Source organism: Hyunsoonleella sp. J2K-J805 (assembly GCF_057167125.1).
The window spans coordinates 2,629,242-2,651,511 of record NZ_CM169901.1; the positions used below are offsets into that span (position 1 = coordinate 2,629,242).

A 22,270-nucleotide genomic window follows, 5' to 3' on the forward strand; every position below is an offset into this window, starting at 1 on the left:
GTCCCAATGATGATACAAAATAAAAGAATATTAGCCTCAATCTTATTTGTATTAATAAGTTTTGTATGTGTTGCCCAAGGCGGCCCTTTGCCTCCTCCGCCCCAACCACCACCACCTGTAGGTCTCCCAATTGATGGTGGCGTCTTTATAGGTGTTTTAGTTGCTTTGTTTTACGGCGGGAAGAAGTTATTGAAAAGATAGCTTTTTACTTAATTATTTTCCATTAGTTTAGCCACATATTTGCCCACAACATCAAATTCTAAATTCACTACTGTGCCTTTTTCAAAGGTATTGAAGTTAGTGTTTTCGTAAGTATAAGGTATTATTGCCACACTAAAAGTATTGTTTCCAGAATTCACAACGGTTAAGCTAGTACCGTTAATGGTTATTGAGCCTTTTTCAATGGTAATATTATTTTGGGCCGCATCATATTCAAAAGAAAAAAACCAGCTACCGTCGGCATTTTCAATATTTGTACAAATAGCGGTTTGGTCTACATGCCCTTGTACAATATGACCATCGAGTCTTTCGCCCAATTTCATAGCACGCTCTAAATTAACTGTATCCCCAACTTTAAGCGAGTGTAAGTTAGTTTTATCAAGTGTTTCCTGTATTGCCGTTACGGTATATTCTTCATCATCAATTTTAACCACTGTTAAACACACACCGTTATGCGCCACACTTTGATCAATTTTTAACTCATTAGTAATATTGCTTTTTATAGAAATATGAAGGTTCTCTTTGTCCTTTTCTAATTTGGTAACACTACCAAGAGATTCAATAATTCCTGTAAACATAGTATTATGTGTTTATTTGGTTAAATTTGTAGCTCAAAATTACAAACAAAAGTTAGCATTCTTAATGAAGAACGAAGAAAATATTGTAGTAGGGATTTCGGTTGGAGATTTAAATGGAATAAGTGGTGAAATTATTTTGAAAACCTTTGAGGACTCTAGGATTCTTGAACTATGTACGCCCGTAATTTTTGCATCAATTAAAGTGATGAACTTTTTTAAAAAACACTTTAATTCGTCGCTAGATTTTAATAGTGTTCATGATATTCAGAATATAAATCATGGAAAAGTAAATGTATTGAACTGCTGGAAAGAGCCAGTAAATATTAATTTTGGGCAAGAGGAAATTAAAATAGGAGAGTATGCTTTGAAGTCTCTCGAAAGTGCAACTAAAGCACTAAAGCAAGAGCAAATAGATGTTTTGGTAACTGCGCCAATAAATAAACACAATATACAATCTGAAGCCTTTACATTTCCAGGGCATACCGATTATTTGGCAAAAGAATTAGGAGGTAAAAGCTTGATGTTTATGGTTACCGATACATTAAAAGTGGGACTGCTTACCGACCATGTACCTGTTAAAGATGTATCTGAACATATTTCAGAAGAATTAATTACGGATAAGATTGATACGGTTTACGACACTTTAAGAAAAGATTTTAACATAGTGAAGCCTAAGATTGCGGTTTTGGGTATTAATCCACATACTGGCGACAATGGCGTTATCGGCAATGAAGATGACGATGTAATGCGCCCTACTTTGAAAAAAATCAAAGAAAGTGGAAAATTAGTCTATGGCCCTTATGCTGCCGACAGTTTTTTTGGATCAAACAACTACAAGAATTTTGATGCTATAATAGCTTCCTATCATGACCAAGGGCTGATACCCTTTAAAACCTTATCATTTGGGCAAGGTGTTAATTTTACAGCAGGCTTAACACGGGTAAGAACCTCTCCAGACCATGGCACTGCCTATGAAATTGCCGGAAAAGGTGAGGCTGACGAAGGATCGTTTAAAGAGGCGTTGTTCACTGCAATTAAAATTTTTAGGAACAGACGTGATTTTGAGGAACTTACAGCAAACCCTTTAAAAAGACAACCTAGAAAAGTCAGCGTAAAAAAATAATATTCTCCAAGTTGGCTTAAGCTAAAAAATTTATATATTTGCAGGCTCAAAATAGATGTGATAATGAAGCCAATGAAAGAATATGCTATCCCATTTGTGGGGTTAAAGGTTGGAAATCACGATTTTGAGTATAACATTGACCAGACGTTCTTTGATTATTTTGAGTATGAAGATTTCAATGATGTAAAAGCTAAAGTTGATATTAGGCTAAACAAAAAGTCCACTTTGCTTGAATTACATTTTGAAATTTCTGGATACGTAAATATAAATTGTGATGTAACTAATGAACCTTACAACCAAAACATCGAAAACAGTTTTGATTTGGTAGTAAAGTTTGGTCAGGAATACAACGATGAAAACATTGATATTCTTATTTTACCGCATGGAGAGCATGAAATAAATGTGCAACAATATGTTTATGAATTTATTGTACTAGCGGTACCGGTAAAGCGCATACATCCAGGAGTTGAAAATGGCACATTAAATTCAGAAATACTTGATAAACTCGAAGAATTAAGTCCAAAAGAAGAAAAAGAAAAGGAAGACAAGGACATTGATCCGCGTTGGAATACATTAAAAAAACTATTAACGGATAAATAACATAGAAAATGGCACATCCTAAAAGAAAAATCTCTAAAACCAGAAGAGATAAAAGAAGAACACATTATAAAGCAACTGCGCCACAGATTGCTACATGTCCAACAACAGGAGAGGCTCATTTATACCATAGAGCACATTGGCATGAAGGGAAATTATATTACAGAGGTCAGGTGCTTATAGACAATACAGAAGAAGAAAACGTAGCATAAGTACTATGCACGCATATATTAAAACGCTCACTTGTGGGCGTTTTTTTTATGATATGTATTTATAAAAGGTAAAAAAGCCTTAATTTGCATTATAATTCTTCGAAATTTGCTATTTTTCACAATAAATTGGCAAATTTTGATGCTTTTAGAACGATTTTCGTTCAAATCTATAACTAAGTATGAGTAAAATCTCAGCAGCAATCACCGCGGTTGGAGCTTATGTTCCAGAGTATGTATTAACCAATCAAATTCTTGAAACCATGGTTGATACTAATGATGAATGGATAACGACCCGTACTGGAATTAAAGAACGTCGTATCCTAAAGAAGGAAGGGGAAGGCACATCTTATCTTGCTATAAAAGCAGCGGAAGACCTTATTGCTAAAAAAGGTATTGATCCCAAAGAGATAGAATTAGTAATAGTTGCCACGGCTACTCCAGATATGAAAGCAGCTTCTACAGCAGCTTACACCGCAGCTAAGATTGGTGCTACAAATGCATTTTCGTTTGATATGGATGCGGCATGCTCTAGTTTTCTTTATGGAATGTCTGTTGCTTCATCATTTATAGAATCCGGACGCTATAAAAATGTATTGTTGATTGGTGCCGATAAAATGTCATCTTTAATAAACTACAAAGACAGAGCTACTTGTATCATTTTTGGAGACGGTGCAGGAGCTGTATTGTTTGAGCCTACTACAGAAGATGTTGGTCTTAAAGATGAATATTTGAGAAGTGATGGCACAGGACGCGACTTTTTACAAGCCACCTATGGCGGTTCAGTACATCCATTAACCCATGAGGCATTGGATAATGGGGGTCATTATGCTTTCCAAGAAGGAAGAACCGTATTTAAAAATGCTGTGTTTAATATGGCTGATGCTACCGTGAAAGTTTTGGAGCGTAATAACCTGGACAAGGATTCTGTAGATTGGTTAGCGGCACATCAGGCGAATAAAAGAATAATTGATGCTACAGCACAACGCATAGACTTAGCAGAAGAAAAAGTAATGATAAATATCCATAAATATGGAAATACAACATCTGCTACATTACCATTATTGCTTAACGACTATGAGTTACAACTCAAAAAGGGCGATAATATAATATTTGCTGCCTTTGGTGGCGGATTTAACTGGGGCGCCATTTACTTAAAATGGGCCTATAACTCTAAAGACTAACTATTAAAAAACCAATAGCTGAATTATGGATTTAAAAGAGATTCAAAACTTAATCAAGTTTGTTGCTAAATCTGGAGCAAGCGAGGTTAAATTAGAAATGGATGATGTGAAAATCACCATCAGAACAGGGGCAGATAGTGATGCACCAGCTGTTCAGTACACACCGGTTGCTGCACCGCAAATAGCACCAGCACCTCCTGCACCTGCTGCAGAAGTACCTGCTCCAGCAGCTTCAGAACCGTCTAAAACGGAGCCACCGGCTGCCGCAGCTGATGACACCTCAAAATATATTACCATAAAATCTCCAATTATAGGGACTTTTTATAGAAAACCATCTCCAGACAAACCGTTATTCGTTGAAGTTGGACAAACCATTGCCGAAGGTGATGTATTATGTGTTATTGAGGCCATGAAGCTTTTCAATGAGATAGAATCTGAAGTTTCTGGAAAAGTAGTCAAGATTTTAGTTGACGACGCTTCTCCAGTAGAATTCGATCAACCATTATTTTTAGTAGATCCATCATAACCTATTAAAAATTCCAATACACAAATCTCAAAATCCAATATTTGGAATTTGGCGATTGGAATTTGAAATTTTTAATTCAAGACGTTATGTTTAAAAAAATATTGATTGCCAATAGAGGTGAAATTGCGCTTCGCGTGATTAGAACCTGCAAGGAAATGGGAATAAAAACGGTTGCCGTATATTCTACTGCTGATGCAGAAAGTTTGCACGTTAAGTTTGCAGATGAAGCCGTTTGCATTGGACCACCATCTAGTAGTGAGTCATATCTTAAAATGTCAAACGTAATATCTGCAGCAGAAATAACAAATGCAGACGCTATCCATCCAGGATATGGTTTCCTGTCCGAAAATGCTAAGTTTTCAGAAATTTGTGAAGAACATGGTATTAAATTCATAGGGGCTTCTGCCGAAATGATTGAGCGTATGGGAGATAAAGCCAACGCAAAAGCTACAATGAAAGCTGCAGGGGTACCTTGTGTTCCTGGGAGTGATGGCGTTATAGAGACCTTTGAAGAATGTAAAAAACTGGCTAAAAAAGCAGGTTACCCTGTAATGCTTAAAGCAAGTGCTGGTGGAGGAGGAAAAGGTATGCGCGGTGTTTGGAAAGAAGAAGACCTTAAAGATGCATGGGATTCTGCACGACAAGAAAGTAAAGCGGCTTTCGGTAACGACGACATGTACATGGAAAAGCTTATCGAAGAGCCTCGACATATAGAAATTCAAGTTGTAGGCGATTCTCGTGGAAAGGCGTGCCATCTGTCCGAAAGAGATTGTTCGGTACAGCGTCGCCATCAAAAACTAACCGAGGAGGTGCCTTCTCCATTTATGACGCCACAATTACGTAAAAAAATGGGAGCTGCTGCTGTAAAAGCTGCAGAATACATAAATTATGAAGGCGCAGGAACAGTTGAGTTTTTGGTAGATAAACACCGTAATTTCTACTTTATGGAGATGAATACACGTATACAAGTAGAGCATCCTATTACAGAGCAAGTAATAGATTTCGATTTAATTAGAGAGCAAATTTTAGTGGCTGCGGGCGTACCAATTTCAGGTAAGAATTACGATCCAAAGTTACATTCTATAGAATGCCGTATCAATGCTGAAGACCCTTACAATGGGTTTAGACCTTCTCCAGGAAGAATCACGACGTTACATGCTCCAGGAGGTCATGGTGTGCGTTTAGACACCCATGTGTATGCTGGTTACACCATCCCGCCTAATTATGATTCGATGATTGCGAAACTAATTACAACAGCGCAGACAAGGGAAGAGGCTATCAACAAAATGAAACGGGCGCTCGATGAATTTGTGATTGAAGGTATAAAAACTACAATACCATTCCACAGAGCACTTATGGATCATCCAGATTATTTGGCTGGGAATTACACCACCAAGTTTATGGAAGATTTTGAAATGCCAGAACCTGTTAAAGATTAAAATATAAAACTTCGAAATTAATTTCGGAGTTTTTTTATGGCGCCTGCCTACCTGCGGTATCGCAGGCAGGTTAACACAACACTTCGACAAGCTCAGTGCAAGTGGTCGGGTCTGCCTGCCGGCAGGCAGGCTTTCACTACTCAATCCCTCCTGCGTCGGGGATTTCAAACACCTGTGCTGAGCGCAGTCGAAGCATGCCGTTCAATCCCTAACGCAGCTTCGAACTTCAATTTAAAATTCTAACTTAGCATTATGCAATGGTCTTACTGGGAAATAAAGTCTTGGTTATCCAACATCGATTTTTGTGTCGTTGGTAGTGGTATTGTAGGGCTTAATTGTGCCTTACAATTAAGAACACATTATCCACAGGCAAAAATTATTATTCTAGAAAAAGGAGTGCTGCCCCAAGGTGCTAGTACAAAAAATGCAGGATTTGCCTGCTTTGGTAGTTTAAGCGAAATTTTAGAAGATTTAAAAACACATTCAGAAGAAGAGGTTTTTCAATTGGTGAAAAAACGAGCAGACGGTTTAAAATTATTAAGAGAAACCATTGGCGATAAACAACTTAATTTTCAACAATTAGGCGGTTACGAATTGTTTTTGGAAGCAGATCAAAAGCTATTTGATGCATGTGTCGAAAAAAAGGAATATATCAACAAATTACTAAAGTCTATTTTTAAAGACGATGTGTTCAGTCTAAAAGACAATATTTTCAATTTTAAAAATGTAACGGGAGATTATATTTTCAATCAGTTTGAAGGACAAATTGATACAGGAAATATGATGGAGGCCTTATTACAAGCAGTGCAATCAAATGGTATTAAAATTTTAAATACTACATCAGTTCAAGGGTTTTCAGAAACTAACAATTCAGTAAAAATAAAAACCAATCATTTTGAGTTTACTGCTTCAAAATTGTGCATTGCTACAAACGGATTTGCCTCACAACTATTAAATGAAAATGTAAAACCAGCGAGAGCACAGGTGCTGATTACAGAGCCCATACAAAACCTTAATATAAAAGGGACATTTCACTTAGATAGAGGCTATTATTATTTTCGAAATGTAGATAACCGAATTTTATTAGGAGGCGGAAGACATTTGGATTTTAAAGGTGAAGAAACTACAGAATTTCAGCAAACGGCAACCATTCAAAACGCATTAGAAACGCTTTTAAAATCAACTATTTTACCTGAAACATCGTTTGAGGTTGCGCATAGATGGAGCGGTATTATGGGCGTTGGGCAACAGAAAAAAGCAATCGTAAAACAAATTTCGGATAATGTGTTTTGTGGTGTGCGCTTAGGAGGCATGGGTGTTGCCATTGGTAGTTTAATTGGTAAAGAATTAGCAGATTTGACTCTATGAGCATAAAACAACAACTATACAATAAATGCCTTGAATTTGTAGAGCAGCGTTTGCAAACCATTCAGAATACCATTCAAGACATTCAAAAATCATTACAATCAGAAACCAAAAGTTCTGCAGGTGATAAGCACGAAACAGGACGCGCCATGTTGCAATTGGAGCGAGAAAAAGCGGGTCATCAATTAGCCGAAATTCAAAAATTAAAAGAAATATTGGCTAAAATAGACATTGAAAAAAAATCTAGTATAATAGCTGTTGGAAGCGTGGTGTATACCTCACAATCAAATTATTTTATCGCAGTTAGTATGGGTGAAATTAAAAGCGACAATCAATTGTTTTATGGTATTTCTGCGGCGACACCTATTGGTAAATTATTATTATCTAAAAAAGAGGGAGATGTAATTCAGTTTAGGAATCAACAATTTAAAATTTTAGAAATAGTTTAAAAAAGTGAAATTACGTTGTGCTTTTTATGTAACTTCATGCAAAAAACATGAGGAAGTATCTTCTATCACTTATCATTGTCGTATGTTTTATTCCATATGCTGCAGCACAACAACAGGCGAGTATCGAATTTACAATTAAGAATGTTGGTATAAATGTAGATGGTCATTTTAATGATTTCATAATAACTTCTGTTTTTGATGATGCTAATATTTTAGAGCGTATAACAGGAGAAATTAAAGTAAAATCTATCGAAACAGGAATTGATAGTCGCGACGAACATTTGTTGAAAGAAGACTATTTTAATGTTTCAAATTCCCCAACCATTACACTTAAAACTATTACACTAGAAAAAATAGCTACAAATCAATATTCCGCAAAAGTTAACCTCACCATTAAAGGTAAAACAAAGCAAATAACAATCCCTATAACAGTTGAAACCTTTGAGTCTTTACGAAAAGTAACCTCAAAATTTGAGATAAATCGAATGGATTTTGATGTTGGAGGGCGTAGTCTTGTTATGAGTAATACAGTTAAAATTAGCGTGGTTCACATTGAAAACATCAATGGACAAAACTAAAGCAGATATTATTATAATTGGTGGTGGTTTAGCAGGATTAGCAAGTGCCATTCATTTAGGAAAAGCAAATTATAATGTGTTGCTTATTGAAAAAAATAACTACCCTAAACATAAAGTTTGTGGTGAATATGTCTCAAACGAAGTGTTACCATATCTCACTTTTTTAGGTTTTAATCCTTTTAAATATGGCGCAAAGCGTATCTCTAATTTTGAGCTTACAACCCATAATTCTAGAAGTATAACAGCGAAATTGCCTTTGGGTGGTTTTGGAATGAGCCGTTACGAAATGGATTTTCAATTGTACCAATTAGCTATACAAAACAAAGTTGAGATGCTTCAAGACACAGTGACTAATGTGAATTATGATGAAAATCTATTTCTAGTAAAAACCACATTAAACGGCACTTTAGAATCTAAAATAGTCATTGGCGCTTTTGGCAAACGCTCTAATTTAGATATGGAGTTGGGGCGCACATTCATAAAAAATAAATCACCATATTTAGGTGTAAAAATGCACGTTTATGGCGATTTTCCTGAAGATAAAGTAGCCTTACATAATTTTAAGGGTGGATATTGCGGGGTTTCAAAAGTGGAGAATAATCATATTAACTTATGTTATATCACCGATTTTAAGGCTTTCAAAACGTTTAAAAATATAGAAGCGTTTCAGGAAGCTATCGTATTTAAAAATCAAAAGTTAAAAGCTCTATTTAAAAGTTCAACACCACAGTTTGAAAAACCACTCACTATCAGTCAAATTTCTTTTAAAACCAAACAGCCTGTAGAGCAGCATATTATTATGTGTGGCGACACAGCAGGTATGATTCATCCGCTATGCGGCAATGGAATGGGAATGGCAATTAGAAGCGCCCAATTAGCTTCAAAACTAATAATTGATTACCTTGAAGGAAAAATTGAAAATCGAAACACATTTGAGCAGCTTTACATAAAGCAGTGGAAAAAAACCTTTAGCCTAAGACTAAAAGTAGGCCATGGTATAGCTTACCTGTTTAGGCAAAATTGGTTAGCACCGAAACTGCTAGTAATACTCGCTAAATTTCCATTTATATTACCAAAAATTATTAGAATGACCCACGGCAAACCTATGAATGTTTAATGGCTTTATTTATAGACACCACACACCGTAGTAACGCTACCGAAATCATGGATGATTTTTCTATGAAAGGTATTTTATTACGCGATACACTTGATAAATTAGGTATTATTAATAAGTGGCTTGGGGGTAATACTATTACCTTAAATGGCATTAAGCAATTACTAAAAAATAAACCCAAAGCCAAAACCTATACTATTGTAGATTTAGGTTGTGGCCATGGCGATATTTTAAGGTTGGTTGCAGATTATGGACGTAAGCACAACTTTAGTTTCAACTTAATCGGTATAGACGCCAACCAAGATGCTATAGATTATGCCAATGAATTATCAGTTAGCTATCCAGAACTCACGTTTAAAAATCTTGATATTTTTTCAGAAGCATTTCAAAACTTAGATTACGATATTGTACTAAGCACACTTTTTTTACATCATTTTAAAAATGAAGACATTGTAACTTTATTGCAAACCGTATCGCGTAAAGCAACATTAGGTATTGTTATTAACGACTTGCACCGCAGTAAAGTAGCATACGGGTTATTTAAATTGTTGGGCTTGGTTATTTCAAATCATATGATTGTACAAGATGGTTTAACCTCTATTCTTCGTGCTTTCAAAAGACAAGATTTAGAAAAATTATCGAAAACATTAGACGTTAAATCAAAAATCTACTGGAAATGGGCATTCCGTTACCAGTGGCTTATTTTTAATACTAAATAATTAAATAAAACAACCTTTGTTTTAAAGACCTCACAGGTTTTTAAAACCTGTGAGGTCTAATACCATATATGGCAGTAAAAATCACATCGGTAGCAAAACAATTACCACAGTATACCAGAGAAACCAAAGATATTCTACCGTTTGTAGAACTATGGTTAGAAGGACAAGACGAACGTTTTAAACGAAAAGTGCTCAAAATTTTTGAAAACGCTGCGGTAGATAGACGGTACTCCATTATGAATCCTGAAGAGGTTTTTCTCAATACATCTTTTGAGGAAAAAAATGATATTTACAGTCGTGAGAGCATTAAGCTTGCTGAAAAAAGCGTAGTAAAAGTTTTAGATAAAGCGCAGTTACAACCCACGGATATTGATTTTATCATTACCGTAAGTTGTACGGGTATTATGATTCCTTCTTTAGATGCCTATTTAATAAATAGCCTAAAAATGAAACAGGATATTGTGCGTTTGCCCGTAACCGAAATGGGTTGTGCAGCGGGCGTTTCAGGTGTTATTTATGCGAAAAACTTTTTAAAAGCCAACCCCAATAAACGCGCTGTGGTTATTGCTGTAGAGTCGCCAACGGCCACCTTTCAGTTAGAAGATTATTCTATGGTAAATATTGTAAGTGCCGCAATTTTTGGTGATGGGTGCGCCAGTGTTATTTTATCGTCTTATGAGAATGAAATAGGTCCTGAAATTAAAGATGAAGCCATGTATCATTTTTACGATGCCAACCACATGATGGGTTTTAAATTACGAAATACAGGTTTACAAATGGTGTTAGACCAAACGGTACCGCAAACCATTGCAGATCATTTCCCTAACATTATTCATCCGTTTTTAAAAGAAAATAATCTAACTATTGATGATATAAACCATTTAGTATTTCACCCTGGCGGAAAAAAAATTGTACAAACAGTTGAAGATTTATTTGGGGCTTTAGGTAAAAATATAAACGACACTAAAGAGGTGTTGCGATTATATGGTAATATGAGCAGCGCTACGGTACTGTATGTTTTAGAACGTTTTATGGATAGAAATTTACCCAAAGGTGATAAAGGTATTATGCTAAGTTTTGGACCAGGATTTTCGGCGCAACGTGTGTTATTGGAATGGTAATTATTTTTTGTGATGCTGAACTTGATGTAGTATCTTAATTGTTAAATAAATCTCTTAGGTTTTGGAAACCAGTGAGGTCATAGAAATTAGATTTTTATAGTTTACAAGATGAAAGAATTTCAAAATAAAAACCAATGGGCGTTAATTTTAGGCGGCAGTAGTGGCCTAGGTTTAGCCACTGCAATAAAGCTAGCAAAACACGGGTTAAATATTTGTATTGTACACCGCAATCCGCGTATGCAGGAAGCCGAAATTCAAGCAGCGTTTGATACTATAAGACAGGAAAATATTCAGTTTAAAGCGTTTAATACCGATGCTTTTAAGCCTGAAAAACGTGATGCTATAATCGATACATTAAAATTGGAATTAGGCAACCAAGGCAGCATTAAAACGCTTGTACATAGCGTAGCTAAAGGCAATTTAAAACCCATGATTTCAGAAGAAGCACAAGTTTTAAAACACGATGATTTTGCTTTAACCATAAACGCTATGGGTATTAGTTTATACGACTGGACGAAAGCGCTTTTCGAAGCCCAATTATTTGCCGACGATGCCCGAATTATAAGTTTTACAAGTGAAGGCAATACCAAAGCATGGCAAAATTATGCAGCGGTTTCGGCTGCAAAAGTTACGCTGGAAGCCATTACCAGAAATATAGCTTTAGAGTTTGCGCCTTATGGTATAAAAGCCAATTGTATTCAAGCTGGGGTTACAGACACATCGTCGCTACGTATGCTTCCAGGGAGCGATAACATAATTAAGCACAGTTTAATTAGAAATCCGAATAAACGTTTAACGCTTCCTGAAGATGTAGCCAATGCGGTGTATTTATTAAGTAAAGATGAAGCTTCTTGGATTACAGGCACTATTATTCCTGTGGATGGCGGGGAACATTTGAGTTAAAAATACGTTTTGATAAGACCTCACAGGTTTCAAAAGCCTGTGAGGTCTAAATTTTATTAGAAATGAAATACGAAGTACTCTTACCCGATTCATATTTTCATATTTACAATTGTGGAAATAATAAAGAAAATATTTTTATCCAAGAAAAAAACTATGCTTATTTTCTAACTTTGATGGATAAACATATTAGTGGTGTCTGTTTTATTCTAGCATATTGCTTATTAAAAAATCACTTTCACTTATTAATTAAGACTAAGGAAAAAATAGAAGCAAAAAAAATATCCCAATCCTTTTCAAACCTATTTAACGCCTATTCAAAATCTATAAATAAAGCTTATAACAGAACAGGCAGTTTATTTAAAGATAGATTTTCTAGAATACGAATAGAGGATGAAGTGTATCTTAAAAATCTAATAGTTTACATCCATACAAACCCTGTACATCATGAATTTGTTAAGGGTTTTGAAACGTATAAACATTCTTCTTATAAAGCTATGTTGTCTAACAAGGAAACAAAATTATTGCGCGACTATGTTTTGAGATTGTTTGAAGATAAAGCCAATTTTATATATACACATCAATTTAAACAAACAGTCATTAATAACTTAATAACACTAGAATAAATTTAATACCTCACAGGTTTCAAAAACCTGTGAGGTCTCTTACTCTTATGAATACAAAACAAATCATAACACTATTACCCTATCAAAAACCATTTTTGTTTGTGGATGGTATTAATACAATTTCTCAAGAAGGCGTAACCGGACACTACACCTTCAAAAAAAACGAATCATTTTACGAAGGTCATTTTAAAAATAATCCGATAACACCGGGAGTGATATTAACAGAATGTATGGCGCAAATAGGTTTGGTATGTTTGGGTATTTATTTGCTAAAAGACGAATTGAACAAATCTACAAATCCGAAAATTGCTTTAACATCACACCAAATGGATTTTTATAGGCCTGTGCTTCCCGAGGAAAAAGTAACGGTAATTTCAGAAAAACAAGTCTTTAGATTTTATAAGTTAAAATGCAAGGTGAAGATGCTAAACTCAAAAGGTGAATTGGTAGCTAAAGGATTAATTTCAGGAATGTTAAAAGCATGAAAAACAGAGTCGTTATTACGGGATTGGGCGTAGTTGCACCAAATGGGGTTGGTGTTCCAGAATTTACTAAAGCCTTAAAAACAGGTAAATCAGGTATCACATTTCATCAGGAACTAAAAGATTTAAATTTCTCATGTCAGATAGGAGGTATACCTGATATTTCAGAAGATTTAAAATCAAAATATTTCACAGATTTACAGTTACGAGGTTTTAATAGCTCAGGAATTTTATACGGTTGTGTTGCGGGAATTGATGCTTGGAAAGACGCAGGTTTTGAGGCAAATATTGAAAGTGAATTAGACGTAGATACAGGCCTAATTTTTGGCACAGGCACTTCGGGTGTAGAGAAGTTTAGAGAAGCCATTTACAATTTAGATAAAGGTAATGTACGCAGATTAGGTAGTACTGTAGTATTGCAAACCATGACTAGTGGTGTAAGTGCTTATTTAAGCGGTATGTTGGGTTTAGGCAATCAAGTCACTACAAATTCTTCGGCTTGTAGCACAGGCACCGAAGCTGTACTCATGGGCTTTGAACGTATACAACATGGCAAAGCAAAACGCATGTTGGTAGGTAGTTGCAGCGATCGTGGGCCTTACGTTTGGGGCGGTTTTGATGCCATGCGTGTTATGACTTACAAACATAATGAAAACCCAGAACAAGGGTCTCGACCTATGAGTGCGTCAGCATCAGGGTTTGTACCAGGAAGCGGCGCGGGCGCTTTAGTATTAGAGTCTTTAGAAAGTGCTCTAGAACGTGGTGCAACAATTTACGCTGAAGTTTTAGGTGGTGAAGTTAATTCTGGCGGACAACGGCAGGGAGGTACGCTTACAGCACCAAACCCAGAAGCTGTAAAACGTTGTATTACCAAAGCTATTGAAAACTCTGGAGTAGATGCTAACGCAATTGATGTGATTAATGGACATTTAACAGCAACTTCAAAAGACGGATTAGAAATTGAAAATTGGGCGAAAGCTTTAAATAGAACAGGCAAAGATTTCCCTTATATAAATGCAACAAAATCTTTGGTAGGACACTGTTTAGCAGCGGCAGGCGCGATAGAATGCGTAGCAAGCGTTATTCAACTCAAAGCACAATTTATAGCACCTAATCGAAATTGTGAGGATTTGCATCCTGATATCGAAGTTTTAATTCCTTCAGAAAAAATACCGCAACAAAAAATAGAACTAGCTTTTAATACGATAATTAAGGCCAGTTTTGGTTTTGGAGATGTAAATGCTTGCGTTGTATTTAAAAAGTTTAGCGATTAAATTAATAGTCAAGACCTCACAGGTTTCTAAAACCTGTGAGGTCTTATTAAGAAGTGTTTCTTAACTTAGCATAACAAAAAGTTATTATGGAAAACGAAGTATTAATTCCCAAATTAAAAACAATCATCAAACCTTATATTCAAGATGAAGCTGCTTTTGAAAATCTATCTGAAGACACCGATTTTGTTAAGGATTTAAAAATAAATTCTGCAAACTTGGTAGATATTATTCTTGATATTGAAGATGAATTTGATATTCGTTTAGAAAACGAGGATATGGAAAAAATGCTAGATGTAAAATCTGCAATGGTTATAGTAAATACCAAGTTAAACGCCTAATGGTTGGTAACGACATTGTTGATATAAGCGAAGCAAAACACGCATCTAATTGGCAACGTCCTCGATTTTTAGAAAAATTATTTACTGAAGAAGAACAAAAATGCATCCAAAATGCTCCAAATCCGTTTCTAAAAGTTTGGCACTTATGGAGCATGAAAGAAGCTGCCTATAAATTATACACGCAACTATACCCAAGTAAATTTTATAATCCAAAGGGGTTTGCGTGTTCTATGACAAAAGACTTTGGCATCGTAAAGTTTAAAACCTTTACATGTTATGTTACTACACAAATAACGTCTGACTATATTATTTCTGAAGCACGACTAAATCTTGGATATATGACTTCAAAAGTCATTAAATTTGATAATAGGAACTCGCAGAAACAAAGTGAAACCATTAGAAAAGTCTTGATTGAAGCAGGTACTGATAGGTTTAATATTTCAACAGAAAACATGAAAATTTTAAGCTCAAAATACGGCGTACCTAGTTTACAATTACCATTTAAAACAGTGCCTTTAAGTATAACACACCATGGGTGTTATGGTGCCTTTGCTATCTCTTAATTATGAAAAATCTTAAACGCATTGTACAGTTTATTGTAAAATTTAGAATTGCAATTATTGTAGTATTTGCAATTTTAATGGCATTGGCTGGCCATCAAACCCTTAATAAACTTAGTGTAGACAATTCATTAGGCATTTGGTTTTTAGAAGACGATCCAAGCTATAAAGCCTATATTGATTTTCAGGAAAATTTTGGGTCAGACGAGATTTTTATCGCCATGCTTCCTGTAGAAAATGCCATTAGTGAACCAGATGTTGCCGCGTTAAAGCAATTACACAAGAATATAGAAGCCTTGCCTTATGTAAAAACCACATTTAGTTTAGCAAAAGCCAAATACCCTATTTACGCTAACGAAACCATAAATTTTGATGATTTATACAATCCTAAACGTAGCGAAAAAGGCTTAAAAAGTCTGTTTTCAAAATTACCAAACATTACCTCTCAATTAGTCACAAAAGACTATAAGCATCAGTTTTTCTACATACAAATGAAACCTACGCCAACCATTGAGGAAAAGCGACAGGATATTGCTGTAGAGATTAGGAGTATTATAGATAAATCTTACTCAAATTACTACCTCACAGGGCCACCAGTACTAAATGAAGCGTATAGCAAAGGTATTTATAAGGAGAGTTTAACTTTTGGAATATTAACCGTTTTGGTCATCACAATTTTATTGTTGTTTCTACTTCCAAGCAAACGCTATTTAATAATCGCGTTACTATCAGTTGCTATTCCTGTTAGTTTGCTATTTGGTTTAATTGCATCCTTAGGGTTTGCCTTAAATATGATTTCTATGCTTATACCAACCATTCTTATGGTTTATAGTGTGAGTGACGCCGTACATATCATCAATATTTATCACAAAGAAGGTTTAATAAATGCATCCATTTCAAAAGTTGACTTGATTACCGTTGCCATACGCAGAAGTTTAACACCTTGTTTTTACACTACGTTAACAACGTTTGTTGGCTATTTTGCACTTTATATATCACCACTTCCTGCGTTTAAAAATATGGGTGTTTTTACCTGCATAGGTTTGGTTTTAAGTTTTATTCTAGTTTACGTTATTACCATTATTGGTTTTAGTTTTATGAATTTGAATTTTGAAACAGCAAAACCAATTTTTAGTCTTAAGAGCATATCTCAAACTAAATTTATTGAATGGCTCAATGGGTTTACATCTGCTTATAAAACTTCTATTATTACCGTTTTTACTTTGGTTTTAATGTTTGGTATTTATTCTATTTTTCAAGTGAAAATTGATACTAATTCGCGTGATTTATTAGCAGAAGGACAAGCAAAAGACGACCTAAGAACGGTAGAGGTAGAACTTGGCGGAAGTAATAGATTACAGCTAAATATTTCAACCGCCAATGGCGCTGTTATTGTAAATAAAGAGGCCTTAAAAAAACTAGAAATTTTTCATGAAAAATTAGAAAACAATCCGCTGATTGCTTCTCCTGTTTCTGTAGTTACTATTAAATCGTTTTTAGAAAAACGGACTCCTGTTTTGTTTCAATCTTCTATTTCTGAAGACAAACTAAAACATACGTTAGCTAATGTTGATGCTACTGAAAATAGTTTTTTTAAATTATTTTCTGAAGATTTATCTAGTGCCGGATTTACATTAACCTTAATGGAAATGCGAACCTCTGAGCTTGAGCAAGTGCTAAATGATATAAAAATAGCATTTGAAGATACTTTTGATACGGCCGATTTTAATTTGAAGATAAACGGTTTTGCAGTGGTATTTTCGCAACTGAACACCTTTATTTTAGAAACGCAATTTAAATCCTTTTTCGCTGCTTTTTTTGTAGCCTTTTTATGTTTATGGATTTTTATAAAAAGCTTACGAACTACAATTTTGGTGTTAATTCCAAATATATTACCGCTCGCTATTTTAGCTATTTTTATGAGTATATTGGATATTCCGCTAGATGTTTCAACCGCTATGATTACACCCATAATGTTAGGAATAGCCATGGACGATACCATTCACCTCGTACATAAATACCGAAAAAGCAAACACGTACAAGGCACACCAGAACAACGAATGAACAACGCCATGCATTATACAGGTGGCGCATTACTATCTACTACCATTGCTTTAGTGGGTGGTTTTTTAATTATAGCCTCTAGTGCAACACCTTCGGTTGGAGATTTTGGCGCGTTGTGTGCGGTAACTGTAGCTATAGCTTTAATTACCGATATTTTTTATCTACCAGCACTATTAAAGCAGTTTGACACCTAATTAGGTCTCAATTTTTAAATACACAATGGTTTCTTTTTTAAGCGAGGTGTTGTGCTCAAAGAAAATAGTATCACCATTAAACTCTGCGGCAATTAGATAAAAATAACCTCTAAAATAAGAATGTTTTACGATAAATTTTAGTTGAGATGTATCTGTTACTTTTAGCTGATGCGCATAAATAATCTCACCATTAATCTCATTAAATTCTCCAAAAAACGCAGCAATTAAGGGTGATTTTGGGTTTTTAAAAAGTTGCTTTGGTTGCGCATTTGCAACAATAGCGTTATCATGTAGAACAATCATACGATTGGCAAACCCAAGCACATCTTCTTTATCGTGAGTAGCCACAATACAAGTGACGTTTTTTTCTTTTAGATATTTAAACACGCTACGCCTTAAACTTTGTTTTTTAAAATTATCAATATGGCTAAAGGGTTCGTCTAACAATAAAATTTCTGGCGCTTTTGCTAAGGCTCTTGCCAATGCAACACGTTGTTTTTGTCCGCCACTTAAGGTTTTTACTTTTCGTTTAGCAAAGGCTTGAAGCTGTACTACTTTAATTAATTCATCTACGCGTTGTTGAGCTTCCTCTGGGAAAAATCTAGATAAGTGTTTTGCTATGTTTTCTTCAACAGTAGTAAAAGGCATCAAATCAAATTCTTGGGCGACGTATTTCATAAAATCGTACCCAACAACAAGGTTGTATTTAGGGCCTAAAACTTCTGTGTCTTTCCAAAAAATTTGACCATCATTCAAATCATACTCTCCGTACAATAATTTAAGTAACGTACTTTTGCCCGAACCGCTTTCTCCAATTATGGCAACGTTTTCACCTTGCTCCGCTTTAAAAGAAATGTCTTTTAAAACGGGTGTTTTGGCGTAAGAGAAATTGAGATGTTTTACCTTTAACATGAATCAAAAAATAAGACCTGCAAGTGTTTTATTGTCTTGCAGGTCCAAAAATAGTGTATATACCAATTACAATTTGAAACTACCCTTTAAGTTTTTCATTCGCTTTATTTGGTAAGGTTTCAAAACCCATATTGTAAAGTGTAAACCCAAAAATATCAGCGTATTGTTCAATGGTTTTACTTACTGGTGTTCCTGCGCCATGACCTGCATCCGTTTCAATACGAATTAATGTTGGGTTATCCCCCGTTTGTTTGCTTTGTAATTCTGCCGCAAACTTAAAACTATGTGCAGGCACAACACGATCATCATGGTCTCCAGTAGTCACTAATGTAGCTGGATATTCCACACCTTCTTTCACGTTATGGACAGGCGAATACCCTTTCAAATACTCAAACATTTCTTTGTTGTCTTCTGCAGTTCCGTAATCATAAGCCCAACCTGCGCCAGCCGTAAATGTGTGGTAACGCAACATATCTAGAACACCAACAGCAGGCAGCGCTACTTTAGCTAAATCTGGACGCTGCGTCATTACAGCACCAACCAATAGTCCACCATTTGAGCCACCTCTAAGCGCCAAATAATCTGAAGATGTGTAATTGTTTTCAATTAAATATTCACCAGCGGCAATAAAATCGTCAAACACATTTTGCTTTTGCAATTTAGTGCCTGCAATGTGCCATTTTTTACCATATTCTCCACCACCACGAAGGTTTGGTACAGCAAAAATACCGCCTTGTTCCATCCAAACAGCATTTGTAATGCTGAAAGAAGGATTCAAACTAATATTAAATCCACCGTAACCATAAAGAATAGTTGGGTTTTTTCCATTCAGTTCTAACCCTTTTTTATGAGTAATTATCATTGGCACTTTGGTACCATCTTTTGAAGTATAAAACACTTGGTTGCTTTCATAATCTTCACTATTAAATGCAATAGGTGGTTTCCAATATAATTCTGATGTTCCTGTTTCTATATCATACTTGTAAATACTGCTTGGGGTGTTATAATTTGTGAATGAATAATAGTCTACCTTCTCCTCTTTTTTAGCGCCAAAACCATTCGCATTACCTACGCCAGGGAGTTTAATTTCTCTAATTAATTTTCCATTGTAATCGTATTGTAGCACTTTAGAAATAGCATCTACCATGTATTCAGTTATAAAATAGGTACCACTAGTTGAAGGCGATAATACATGTTCCGTTTCTGGAATTACATCCACCCAATTATCAGGCGTAGGGTTTGTAGCATCAACGGATACAATCTTTTTATTAGGCGCATTTAAATTGGTAACTAAAAACAGTTTGCTTCCCACATTGTCAATTATGTAAGTATCACTGTCGGTATGGTCTAAAATAGTAGTTAACTTACTATTGGGTTTCGTTAAATCTTTGATGTAGAGTTTGTTTCCTGATGTAGAGACTTTAGGTGAAATAACTAAATAGCGGTCATCCTCGGTAACTGTGCCATAAATATAGCGGTGTTTTTCCTCTGGCGTTCCTCCAAAGATGAGTTTATCATTTTTTTGAGGTGTACCTAACTTATGGTAGTAGATTTTATGCTGATCTGTTTTAGCGGAGAGCTCACTACCTTTTGGCTTATCATAACTAGAATAGTAAAACCCTTCATTTTTATACCACGACATGCCGCTGAATTTAATATCCATCAGAGTATCTTCAACAATGTTCCTGCTTTCAACATCCATAATCAAAATCTTGCGCCAATCGCTACCACATTCAGAAATAGAATATGCAGCAATCTTACCATTCTTGGAAAAGCTTAAGTTTCCTAAAGAAACTGTACCATCTTCAGAAAAGGTATTGGGGTCTAAAAACACTGTTGCTGTACTTGGGTCTTCGCCAGTTTTATGTCGATAAATCACATATTGATTTTGCAACCCATCATTTTTATAAAAATACGTGTAATCGCCTTCTACAAATGGCGCCCCAACCTTTTCGTAATTCCAAAGTTTCGATAAACGCTCCTTTAAATCTTCACGAAACGGTATGTTATCCAAATACCCAAACGTTGTTTCGTTCTGTGTTTTTACCCAAGCCTCGGTCTCGGCACTTCTATCATCCTCCAGCCATCGGTATGGGTCTTTCACTTCAACCCCAAAATAAGTATCAACGGTATCAACGGTTTTGGTCTCTGGGTAAGTCACTACAATTTTTATTTTGTCTTTGTTCTCTTTGCAACTCATAATTACAGAAAAAACGAGCGCAGTTACTATTAGTTTTTTCATAATCTCGCTATAATTTGTGTAAAAATAGCCGATTTGTAACATATAAACTGTTTAGTTATTGTTAATGTTTTTTTGGCGCCTGCCTGCCGGCAGGCAGGTTACCCACAACACTTCGACGAGCTAAGTACAGGTGGGTTAGACTTGGAGTTTATCCTGAGCGCAGTCGAAGGGTTAAAAGTTTTGCCTCGATGCGTGCCTCGGCAAAAGCTACCACTTTGGTTGCTGAGGTACTCGAATCACAATCCCTAAGAAGTGGTATTTGCCAAAAGCAGTTTATAACTTAAGGCATTAAGTATCTTTTACAAAGCAAAAAAGCTCTTAAAAATAGAAGCTTTTAAAACCAAAACAGGGGTTATTTATACTAAATTATTATCAACTAAATACTCTGCAATTTGCACAGTGTTAGTAGCAGCACCTTTACGTAAATTATCGGCAACTATCCACATGTTTAAGGTGTTTGGTTGTGTTTCGTCACGACGAATACGCCCGACAAACACCTCGTCTTTTTCATGAGCAAAAATTGGCATTGGGTAAGTATTGGTATCAGTATTGTCTTGTACAACTACGCCAGGCGTTTCATGTAAAATCTTACGGATATCGGCTAAATCAAAATCATTTTCAAACTCTACGTTAACCGATTCAGAGTGTCCTCCAGCTGTTGGGATTCTTACCGCTGTAGCGGATACAGAAAAGGTTCTATCGTTCATAATTTTTTGCGGTTCTCTAGCCAATTTCATTTCTTCTTTGGTGTAACCGTTATCTTCAAACACATCACAATGCGGTAATGCATTTCTACCAATTGGGTAAGGATAGGCCATTTCGCCTTCTACACCAGCAATTTCATTTTCTAATTGACGCACCGCTTTCACACCAGTACCCGAAACAGACTGGTATGTAGAAACTACTACACGTTTCATTTTATATTTTTTGTGTAACGGGTTTAATGCCATTACTAATTGAATTGTAGAGCAGTTAGGGTTGGCTATAATTTTATCCTCACGTGTCAATTCGCTGGAATTAATTTCAGGAACCACCAGTTTTTTTGTAGGATCCATTCTCCAAGCGGATGAATTATCCACCACGGTTGTACCAGCTTCAGCAAATTTAGGTGCCCATTCTAAAGAGGTGCCACCACCTGCTGAAAACAAAGCAATATCAGGTTGCATTGCAACAGCAGTTTCTAAACCAACTACGGTATATGGTTTGCCTTTATATTCAATAGTCTTACCCACTGAGCGTTCAGACGCTACAGGGATTAATTCCGTTACAGGAAAATTGCGTTCTGCAAGAACTCTTAACATCACTTCGCCTACCATTCCAGTGGCACCAACTACAGCTACTTTCATTTTTTTGTTATTTGTGAAATACTTTTTTAAACGTATTTAATAAACATTAAACCTTTGGTTTTTATTACCAAATGAGTTGGCAAAACTAAGTATTAATTACAATTGTTGGTA

General features: G+C 35.5%; 24 protein-coding genes. 20 read left to right on the plus strand and 4 right to left on the minus strand.

The features are described from left to right. Positions 1-9 precede the first annotated feature (9 nt). Positions 10-201: a PID-CTERM protein-sorting domain-containing protein gene (locus tag AC1B0Z_RS11665; protein ID WP_483795297.1), complete on the plus strand. Its 192-nt coding sequence runs from the start codon at positions 10-12 to the stop codon at positions 199-201. 8 nt (positions 202-209) lie between these two features. Here AC1B0Z_RS11665 and AC1B0Z_RS11670 read toward each other — a convergent pair whose 3' ends face one another. Further along, positions 210-797 carry a riboflavin synthase gene (locus AC1B0Z_RS11670; protein WP_483792223.1) on the minus strand — a complete coding sequence of 196 codons (588 nt, stop codon included), beginning with the start codon at positions 795-797 and terminating at the stop codon, positions 210-212. Positions 798-861: 64 nt separating this feature from the next. Between AC1B0Z_RS11670 and pdxA the strand changes: the two genes are divergently transcribed. The 19 genes from pdxA (at position 862) to AC1B0Z_RS11765 (ending at position 17,659) form a co-directional block, all read left to right on the plus strand. After that, positions 862-1,920, plus strand: coding sequence for a 4-hydroxythreonine-4-phosphate dehydrogenase PdxA (gene pdxA / locus AC1B0Z_RS11675; RefSeq protein ID WP_483792224.1), 1,059 nt, complete (start codon positions 862-864; stop codon positions 1,918-1,920). A 63-nt stretch (positions 1,921-1,983) separates the two neighbouring features. Continuing rightward, entirely contained in the window at positions 1,984-2,520 is a 537-nt protein-coding gene (locus tag AC1B0Z_RS11680; RefSeq protein WP_483792225.1) for a YceD family protein, read from the plus strand. Between the two features lie 8 nt (positions 2,521-2,528). After that, the gene (gene rpmF / locus AC1B0Z_RS11685) at positions 2,529-2,729 is read left to right on the plus strand and encodes a 50S ribosomal protein L32 (protein WP_130936604.1); all 201 of its coding nucleotides are present in this window, start codon (positions 2,529-2,531) and stop codon (positions 2,727-2,729) included. A 179-nt stretch (positions 2,730-2,908) separates the two neighbouring features. Further along, entirely contained in the window at positions 2,909-3,910 is a 1,002-nt protein-coding gene (locus AC1B0Z_RS11690) for a beta-ketoacyl-ACP synthase III (protein WP_483792226.1), read from the plus strand. Positions 3,911-3,935: 25 nt separating this feature from the next. Further along, on the plus strand, positions 3,936-4,436 hold the full coding sequence (gene accB / locus AC1B0Z_RS11695; RefSeq protein WP_483792227.1) for an acetyl-CoA carboxylase biotin carboxyl carrier protein: 501 nt from the start codon (positions 3,936-3,938) through the stop codon (positions 4,434-4,436). A gap of 86 nt (positions 4,437-4,522) precedes the next feature. Further along, positions 4,523-5,875 carry an acetyl-CoA carboxylase biotin carboxylase subunit gene (gene accC, locus AC1B0Z_RS11700; protein ID WP_483792228.1) on the plus strand — a complete coding sequence of 451 codons (1,353 nt, stop codon included), beginning with the start codon at positions 4,523-4,525 and terminating at the stop codon, positions 5,873-5,875. 252 nt (positions 5,876-6,127) lie between these two features. Continuing rightward, positions 6,128-7,243 carry an NAD(P)/FAD-dependent oxidoreductase gene (locus AC1B0Z_RS11705; RefSeq protein ID WP_483792229.1) on the plus strand — a complete coding sequence of 372 codons (1,116 nt, stop codon included), beginning with the start codon at positions 6,128-6,130 and terminating at the stop codon, positions 7,241-7,243. Then, entirely contained in the window at positions 7,240-7,689 is a 450-nt protein-coding gene (locus AC1B0Z_RS11710) for a 3-oxoacyl-ACP synthase (protein WP_483792230.1), read from the plus strand. The genes AC1B0Z_RS11705 and AC1B0Z_RS11710 overlap by 4 nt, the downstream gene beginning before the upstream one ends. A 47-nt stretch (positions 7,690-7,736) precedes the next feature. Beyond that, positions 7,737-8,267 carry a YceI family protein gene (locus AC1B0Z_RS11715; RefSeq protein ID WP_483792231.1) on the plus strand — a complete coding sequence of 177 codons (531 nt, stop codon included), beginning with the start codon at positions 7,737-7,739 and terminating at the stop codon, positions 8,265-8,267. Continuing rightward, complete coding sequence (locus AC1B0Z_RS11720; RefSeq protein WP_483792232.1) at positions 8,254-9,384, plus strand: NAD(P)/FAD-dependent oxidoreductase; 1,131 nt, start codon at positions 8,254-8,256, stop codon at positions 9,382-9,384. The genes AC1B0Z_RS11715 and AC1B0Z_RS11720 overlap by 14 nt, the downstream gene beginning before the upstream one ends. Next, a complete protein-coding gene (locus tag AC1B0Z_RS11725) occupies positions 9,384-10,100 on the plus strand; it encodes a methyltransferase domain-containing protein (RefSeq protein WP_483792233.1) in 717 nt (238 codons plus the stop codon). Before AC1B0Z_RS11720 ends, AC1B0Z_RS11725 begins: the two co-directional genes overlap by 1 nt. A gap of 68 nt (positions 10,101-10,168) precedes the next feature. Continuing rightward, positions 10,169-11,221 carry a type III polyketide synthase gene (locus AC1B0Z_RS11730; protein ID WP_483792234.1) on the plus strand — a complete coding sequence of 351 codons (1,053 nt, stop codon included), beginning with the start codon at positions 10,169-10,171 and terminating at the stop codon, positions 11,219-11,221. 108 nt (positions 11,222-11,329) lie between these two features. Further along, complete coding sequence (locus tag AC1B0Z_RS11735; RefSeq protein ID WP_483792235.1) at positions 11,330-12,124, plus strand: SDR family oxidoreductase; 795 nt, start codon at positions 11,330-11,332, stop codon at positions 12,122-12,124. Positions 12,125-12,186: 62 nt separating this feature from the next. Further along, complete coding sequence (locus tag AC1B0Z_RS11740) at positions 12,187-12,747, plus strand: transposase (RefSeq protein WP_483792236.1); 561 nt, start codon at positions 12,187-12,189, stop codon at positions 12,745-12,747. 47 nt (positions 12,748-12,794) lie between these two features. Then, complete coding sequence (locus AC1B0Z_RS11745; RefSeq protein ID WP_483792237.1) at positions 12,795-13,232, plus strand: 3-hydroxyacyl-ACP dehydratase FabZ family protein; 438 nt, start codon at positions 12,795-12,797, stop codon at positions 13,230-13,232. Next, the gene (locus AC1B0Z_RS11750; protein WP_483792238.1) at positions 13,229-14,503 is read left to right on the plus strand and encodes a beta-ketoacyl-[acyl-carrier-protein] synthase family protein; all 1,275 of its coding nucleotides are present in this window, start codon (positions 13,229-13,231) and stop codon (positions 14,501-14,503) included. The genes AC1B0Z_RS11745 and AC1B0Z_RS11750 overlap by 4 nt, the downstream gene beginning before the upstream one ends. An 86-nt stretch (positions 14,504-14,589) precedes the next feature. Beyond that, positions 14,590-14,841 (plus strand): acyl carrier protein, encoded by a 252-nt coding sequence (locus AC1B0Z_RS11755; protein ID WP_483792239.1) that lies wholly within the window; start codon positions 14,590-14,592, stop codon positions 14,839-14,841. Next, positions 14,841-15,404 (plus strand): 4'-phosphopantetheinyl transferase family protein, encoded by a 564-nt coding sequence (locus AC1B0Z_RS11760; protein WP_483792240.1) that lies wholly within the window; start codon positions 14,841-14,843, stop codon positions 15,402-15,404. Before AC1B0Z_RS11755 ends, AC1B0Z_RS11760 begins: the two co-directional genes overlap by 1 nt. A gap of 2 nt (positions 15,405-15,406) precedes the next feature. Further along, positions 15,407-17,659, plus strand: coding sequence for an efflux RND transporter permease subunit (locus AC1B0Z_RS11765; RefSeq protein WP_483792241.1), 2,253 nt, complete (start codon positions 15,407-15,409; stop codon positions 17,657-17,659). Here AC1B0Z_RS11765 and AC1B0Z_RS11770 read toward each other — a convergent pair whose 3' ends face one another. From AC1B0Z_RS11770 to AC1B0Z_RS11780, 3 genes are all read right to left on the minus strand, one after another. After that, a complete protein-coding gene (locus tag AC1B0Z_RS11770) occupies positions 17,660-18,571 on the minus strand; it encodes an ABC transporter ATP-binding protein (protein ID WP_483792242.1) in 912 nt (303 codons plus the stop codon). It abuts the gene before it with no gap. Between the two features lie 79 nt (positions 18,572-18,650). After that, entirely contained in the window at positions 18,651-20,813 is a 2,163-nt protein-coding gene (locus AC1B0Z_RS11775) for a prolyl oligopeptidase family serine peptidase (protein ID WP_483792243.1), read from the minus strand. A gap of 356 nt (positions 20,814-21,169) precedes the next feature. Beyond that, positions 21,170-22,159, minus strand: coding sequence for an aspartate-semialdehyde dehydrogenase (locus AC1B0Z_RS11780; protein ID WP_483792244.1), 990 nt, complete (start codon positions 22,157-22,159; stop codon positions 21,170-21,172). Positions 22,160-22,270 lie beyond the last annotated feature (111 nt).

Bases quoted from the DNA above. Each gene is read 5' to 3' on its own strand.
- AC1B0Z_RS11665 (WP_483795297.1), top strand. From the start codon at position 10: ATGATACAAAATAAAAGAATATTAGCCTCAATCTTATTTGTATTAATA.
- AC1B0Z_RS11670 (WP_483792223.1), bottom strand. From the start codon at position 797: ATGTTTACAGGAATTATTGAATCTCTTGGTAGTGTTACCAAATTAGAA.
- pdxA (WP_483792224.1), top strand. From the start codon at position 862: ATGAAGAACGAAGAAAATATTGTAGTAGGGATTTCGGTTGGAGATTTA.
- AC1B0Z_RS11680 (WP_483792225.1), top strand. From the start codon at position 1,984: ATGAAGCCAATGAAAGAATATGCTATCCCATTTGTGGGGTTAAAGGTT.
- rpmF (WP_130936604.1), top strand. From the start codon at position 2,529: ATGGCACATCCTAAAAGAAAAATCTCTAAAACCAGAAGAGATAAAAGA.
- AC1B0Z_RS11690 (WP_483792226.1), top strand. From the start codon at position 2,909: ATGAGTAAAATCTCAGCAGCAATCACCGCGGTTGGAGCTTATGTTCCA.
- accB (WP_483792227.1), top strand. From the start codon at position 3,936: ATGGATTTAAAAGAGATTCAAAACTTAATCAAGTTTGTTGCTAAATCT.
- accC (WP_483792228.1), top strand. From the start codon at position 4,523: ATGTTTAAAAAAATATTGATTGCCAATAGAGGTGAAATTGCGCTTCGC.
- AC1B0Z_RS11705 (WP_483792229.1), top strand. From the start codon at position 6,128: ATGCAATGGTCTTACTGGGAAATAAAGTCTTGGTTATCCAACATCGAT.
- AC1B0Z_RS11710 (WP_483792230.1), top strand. From the start codon at position 7,240: ATGAGCATAAAACAACAACTATACAATAAATGCCTTGAATTTGTAGAG.
- AC1B0Z_RS11715 (WP_483792231.1), top strand. From the start codon at position 7,737: ATGAGGAAGTATCTTCTATCACTTATCATTGTCGTATGTTTTATTCCA.
- AC1B0Z_RS11720 (WP_483792232.1), top strand. From the start codon at position 8,254: ATGGACAAAACTAAAGCAGATATTATTATAATTGGTGGTGGTTTAGCA.
- AC1B0Z_RS11725 (WP_483792233.1), top strand. From the start codon at position 9,384: ATGGCTTTATTTATAGACACCACACACCGTAGTAACGCTACCGAAATC.
- AC1B0Z_RS11730 (WP_483792234.1), top strand. From the start codon at position 10,169: ATGGCAGTAAAAATCACATCGGTAGCAAAACAATTACCACAGTATACC.
- AC1B0Z_RS11735 (WP_483792235.1), top strand. From the start codon at position 11,330: ATGAAAGAATTTCAAAATAAAAACCAATGGGCGTTAATTTTAGGCGGC.
- AC1B0Z_RS11740 (WP_483792236.1), top strand. From the start codon at position 12,187: ATGAAATACGAAGTACTCTTACCCGATTCATATTTTCATATTTACAAT.
- AC1B0Z_RS11745 (WP_483792237.1), top strand. From the start codon at position 12,795: ATGAATACAAAACAAATCATAACACTATTACCCTATCAAAAACCATTT.
- AC1B0Z_RS11750 (WP_483792238.1), top strand. From the start codon at position 13,229: ATGAAAAACAGAGTCGTTATTACGGGATTGGGCGTAGTTGCACCAAAT.
- AC1B0Z_RS11755 (WP_483792239.1), top strand. From the start codon at position 14,590: ATGGAAAACGAAGTATTAATTCCCAAATTAAAAACAATCATCAAACCT.
- AC1B0Z_RS11760 (WP_483792240.1), top strand. From the start codon at position 14,841: ATGGTTGGTAACGACATTGTTGATATAAGCGAAGCAAAACACGCATCT.
- AC1B0Z_RS11765 (WP_483792241.1), top strand. From the start codon at position 15,407: ATGAAAAATCTTAAACGCATTGTACAGTTTATTGTAAAATTTAGAATT.
- AC1B0Z_RS11770 (WP_483792242.1), bottom strand. From the start codon at position 18,571: ATGTTAAAGGTAAAACATCTCAATTTCTCTTACGCCAAAACACCCGTT.
- AC1B0Z_RS11775 (WP_483792243.1), bottom strand. From the start codon at position 20,813: ATGAAAAAACTAATAGTAACTGCGCTCGTTTTTTCTGTAATTATGAGT.
- AC1B0Z_RS11780 (WP_483792244.1), bottom strand. From the start codon at position 22,159: ATGAAAGTAGCTGTAGTTGGTGCCACTGGAATGGTAGGCGAAGTGATG.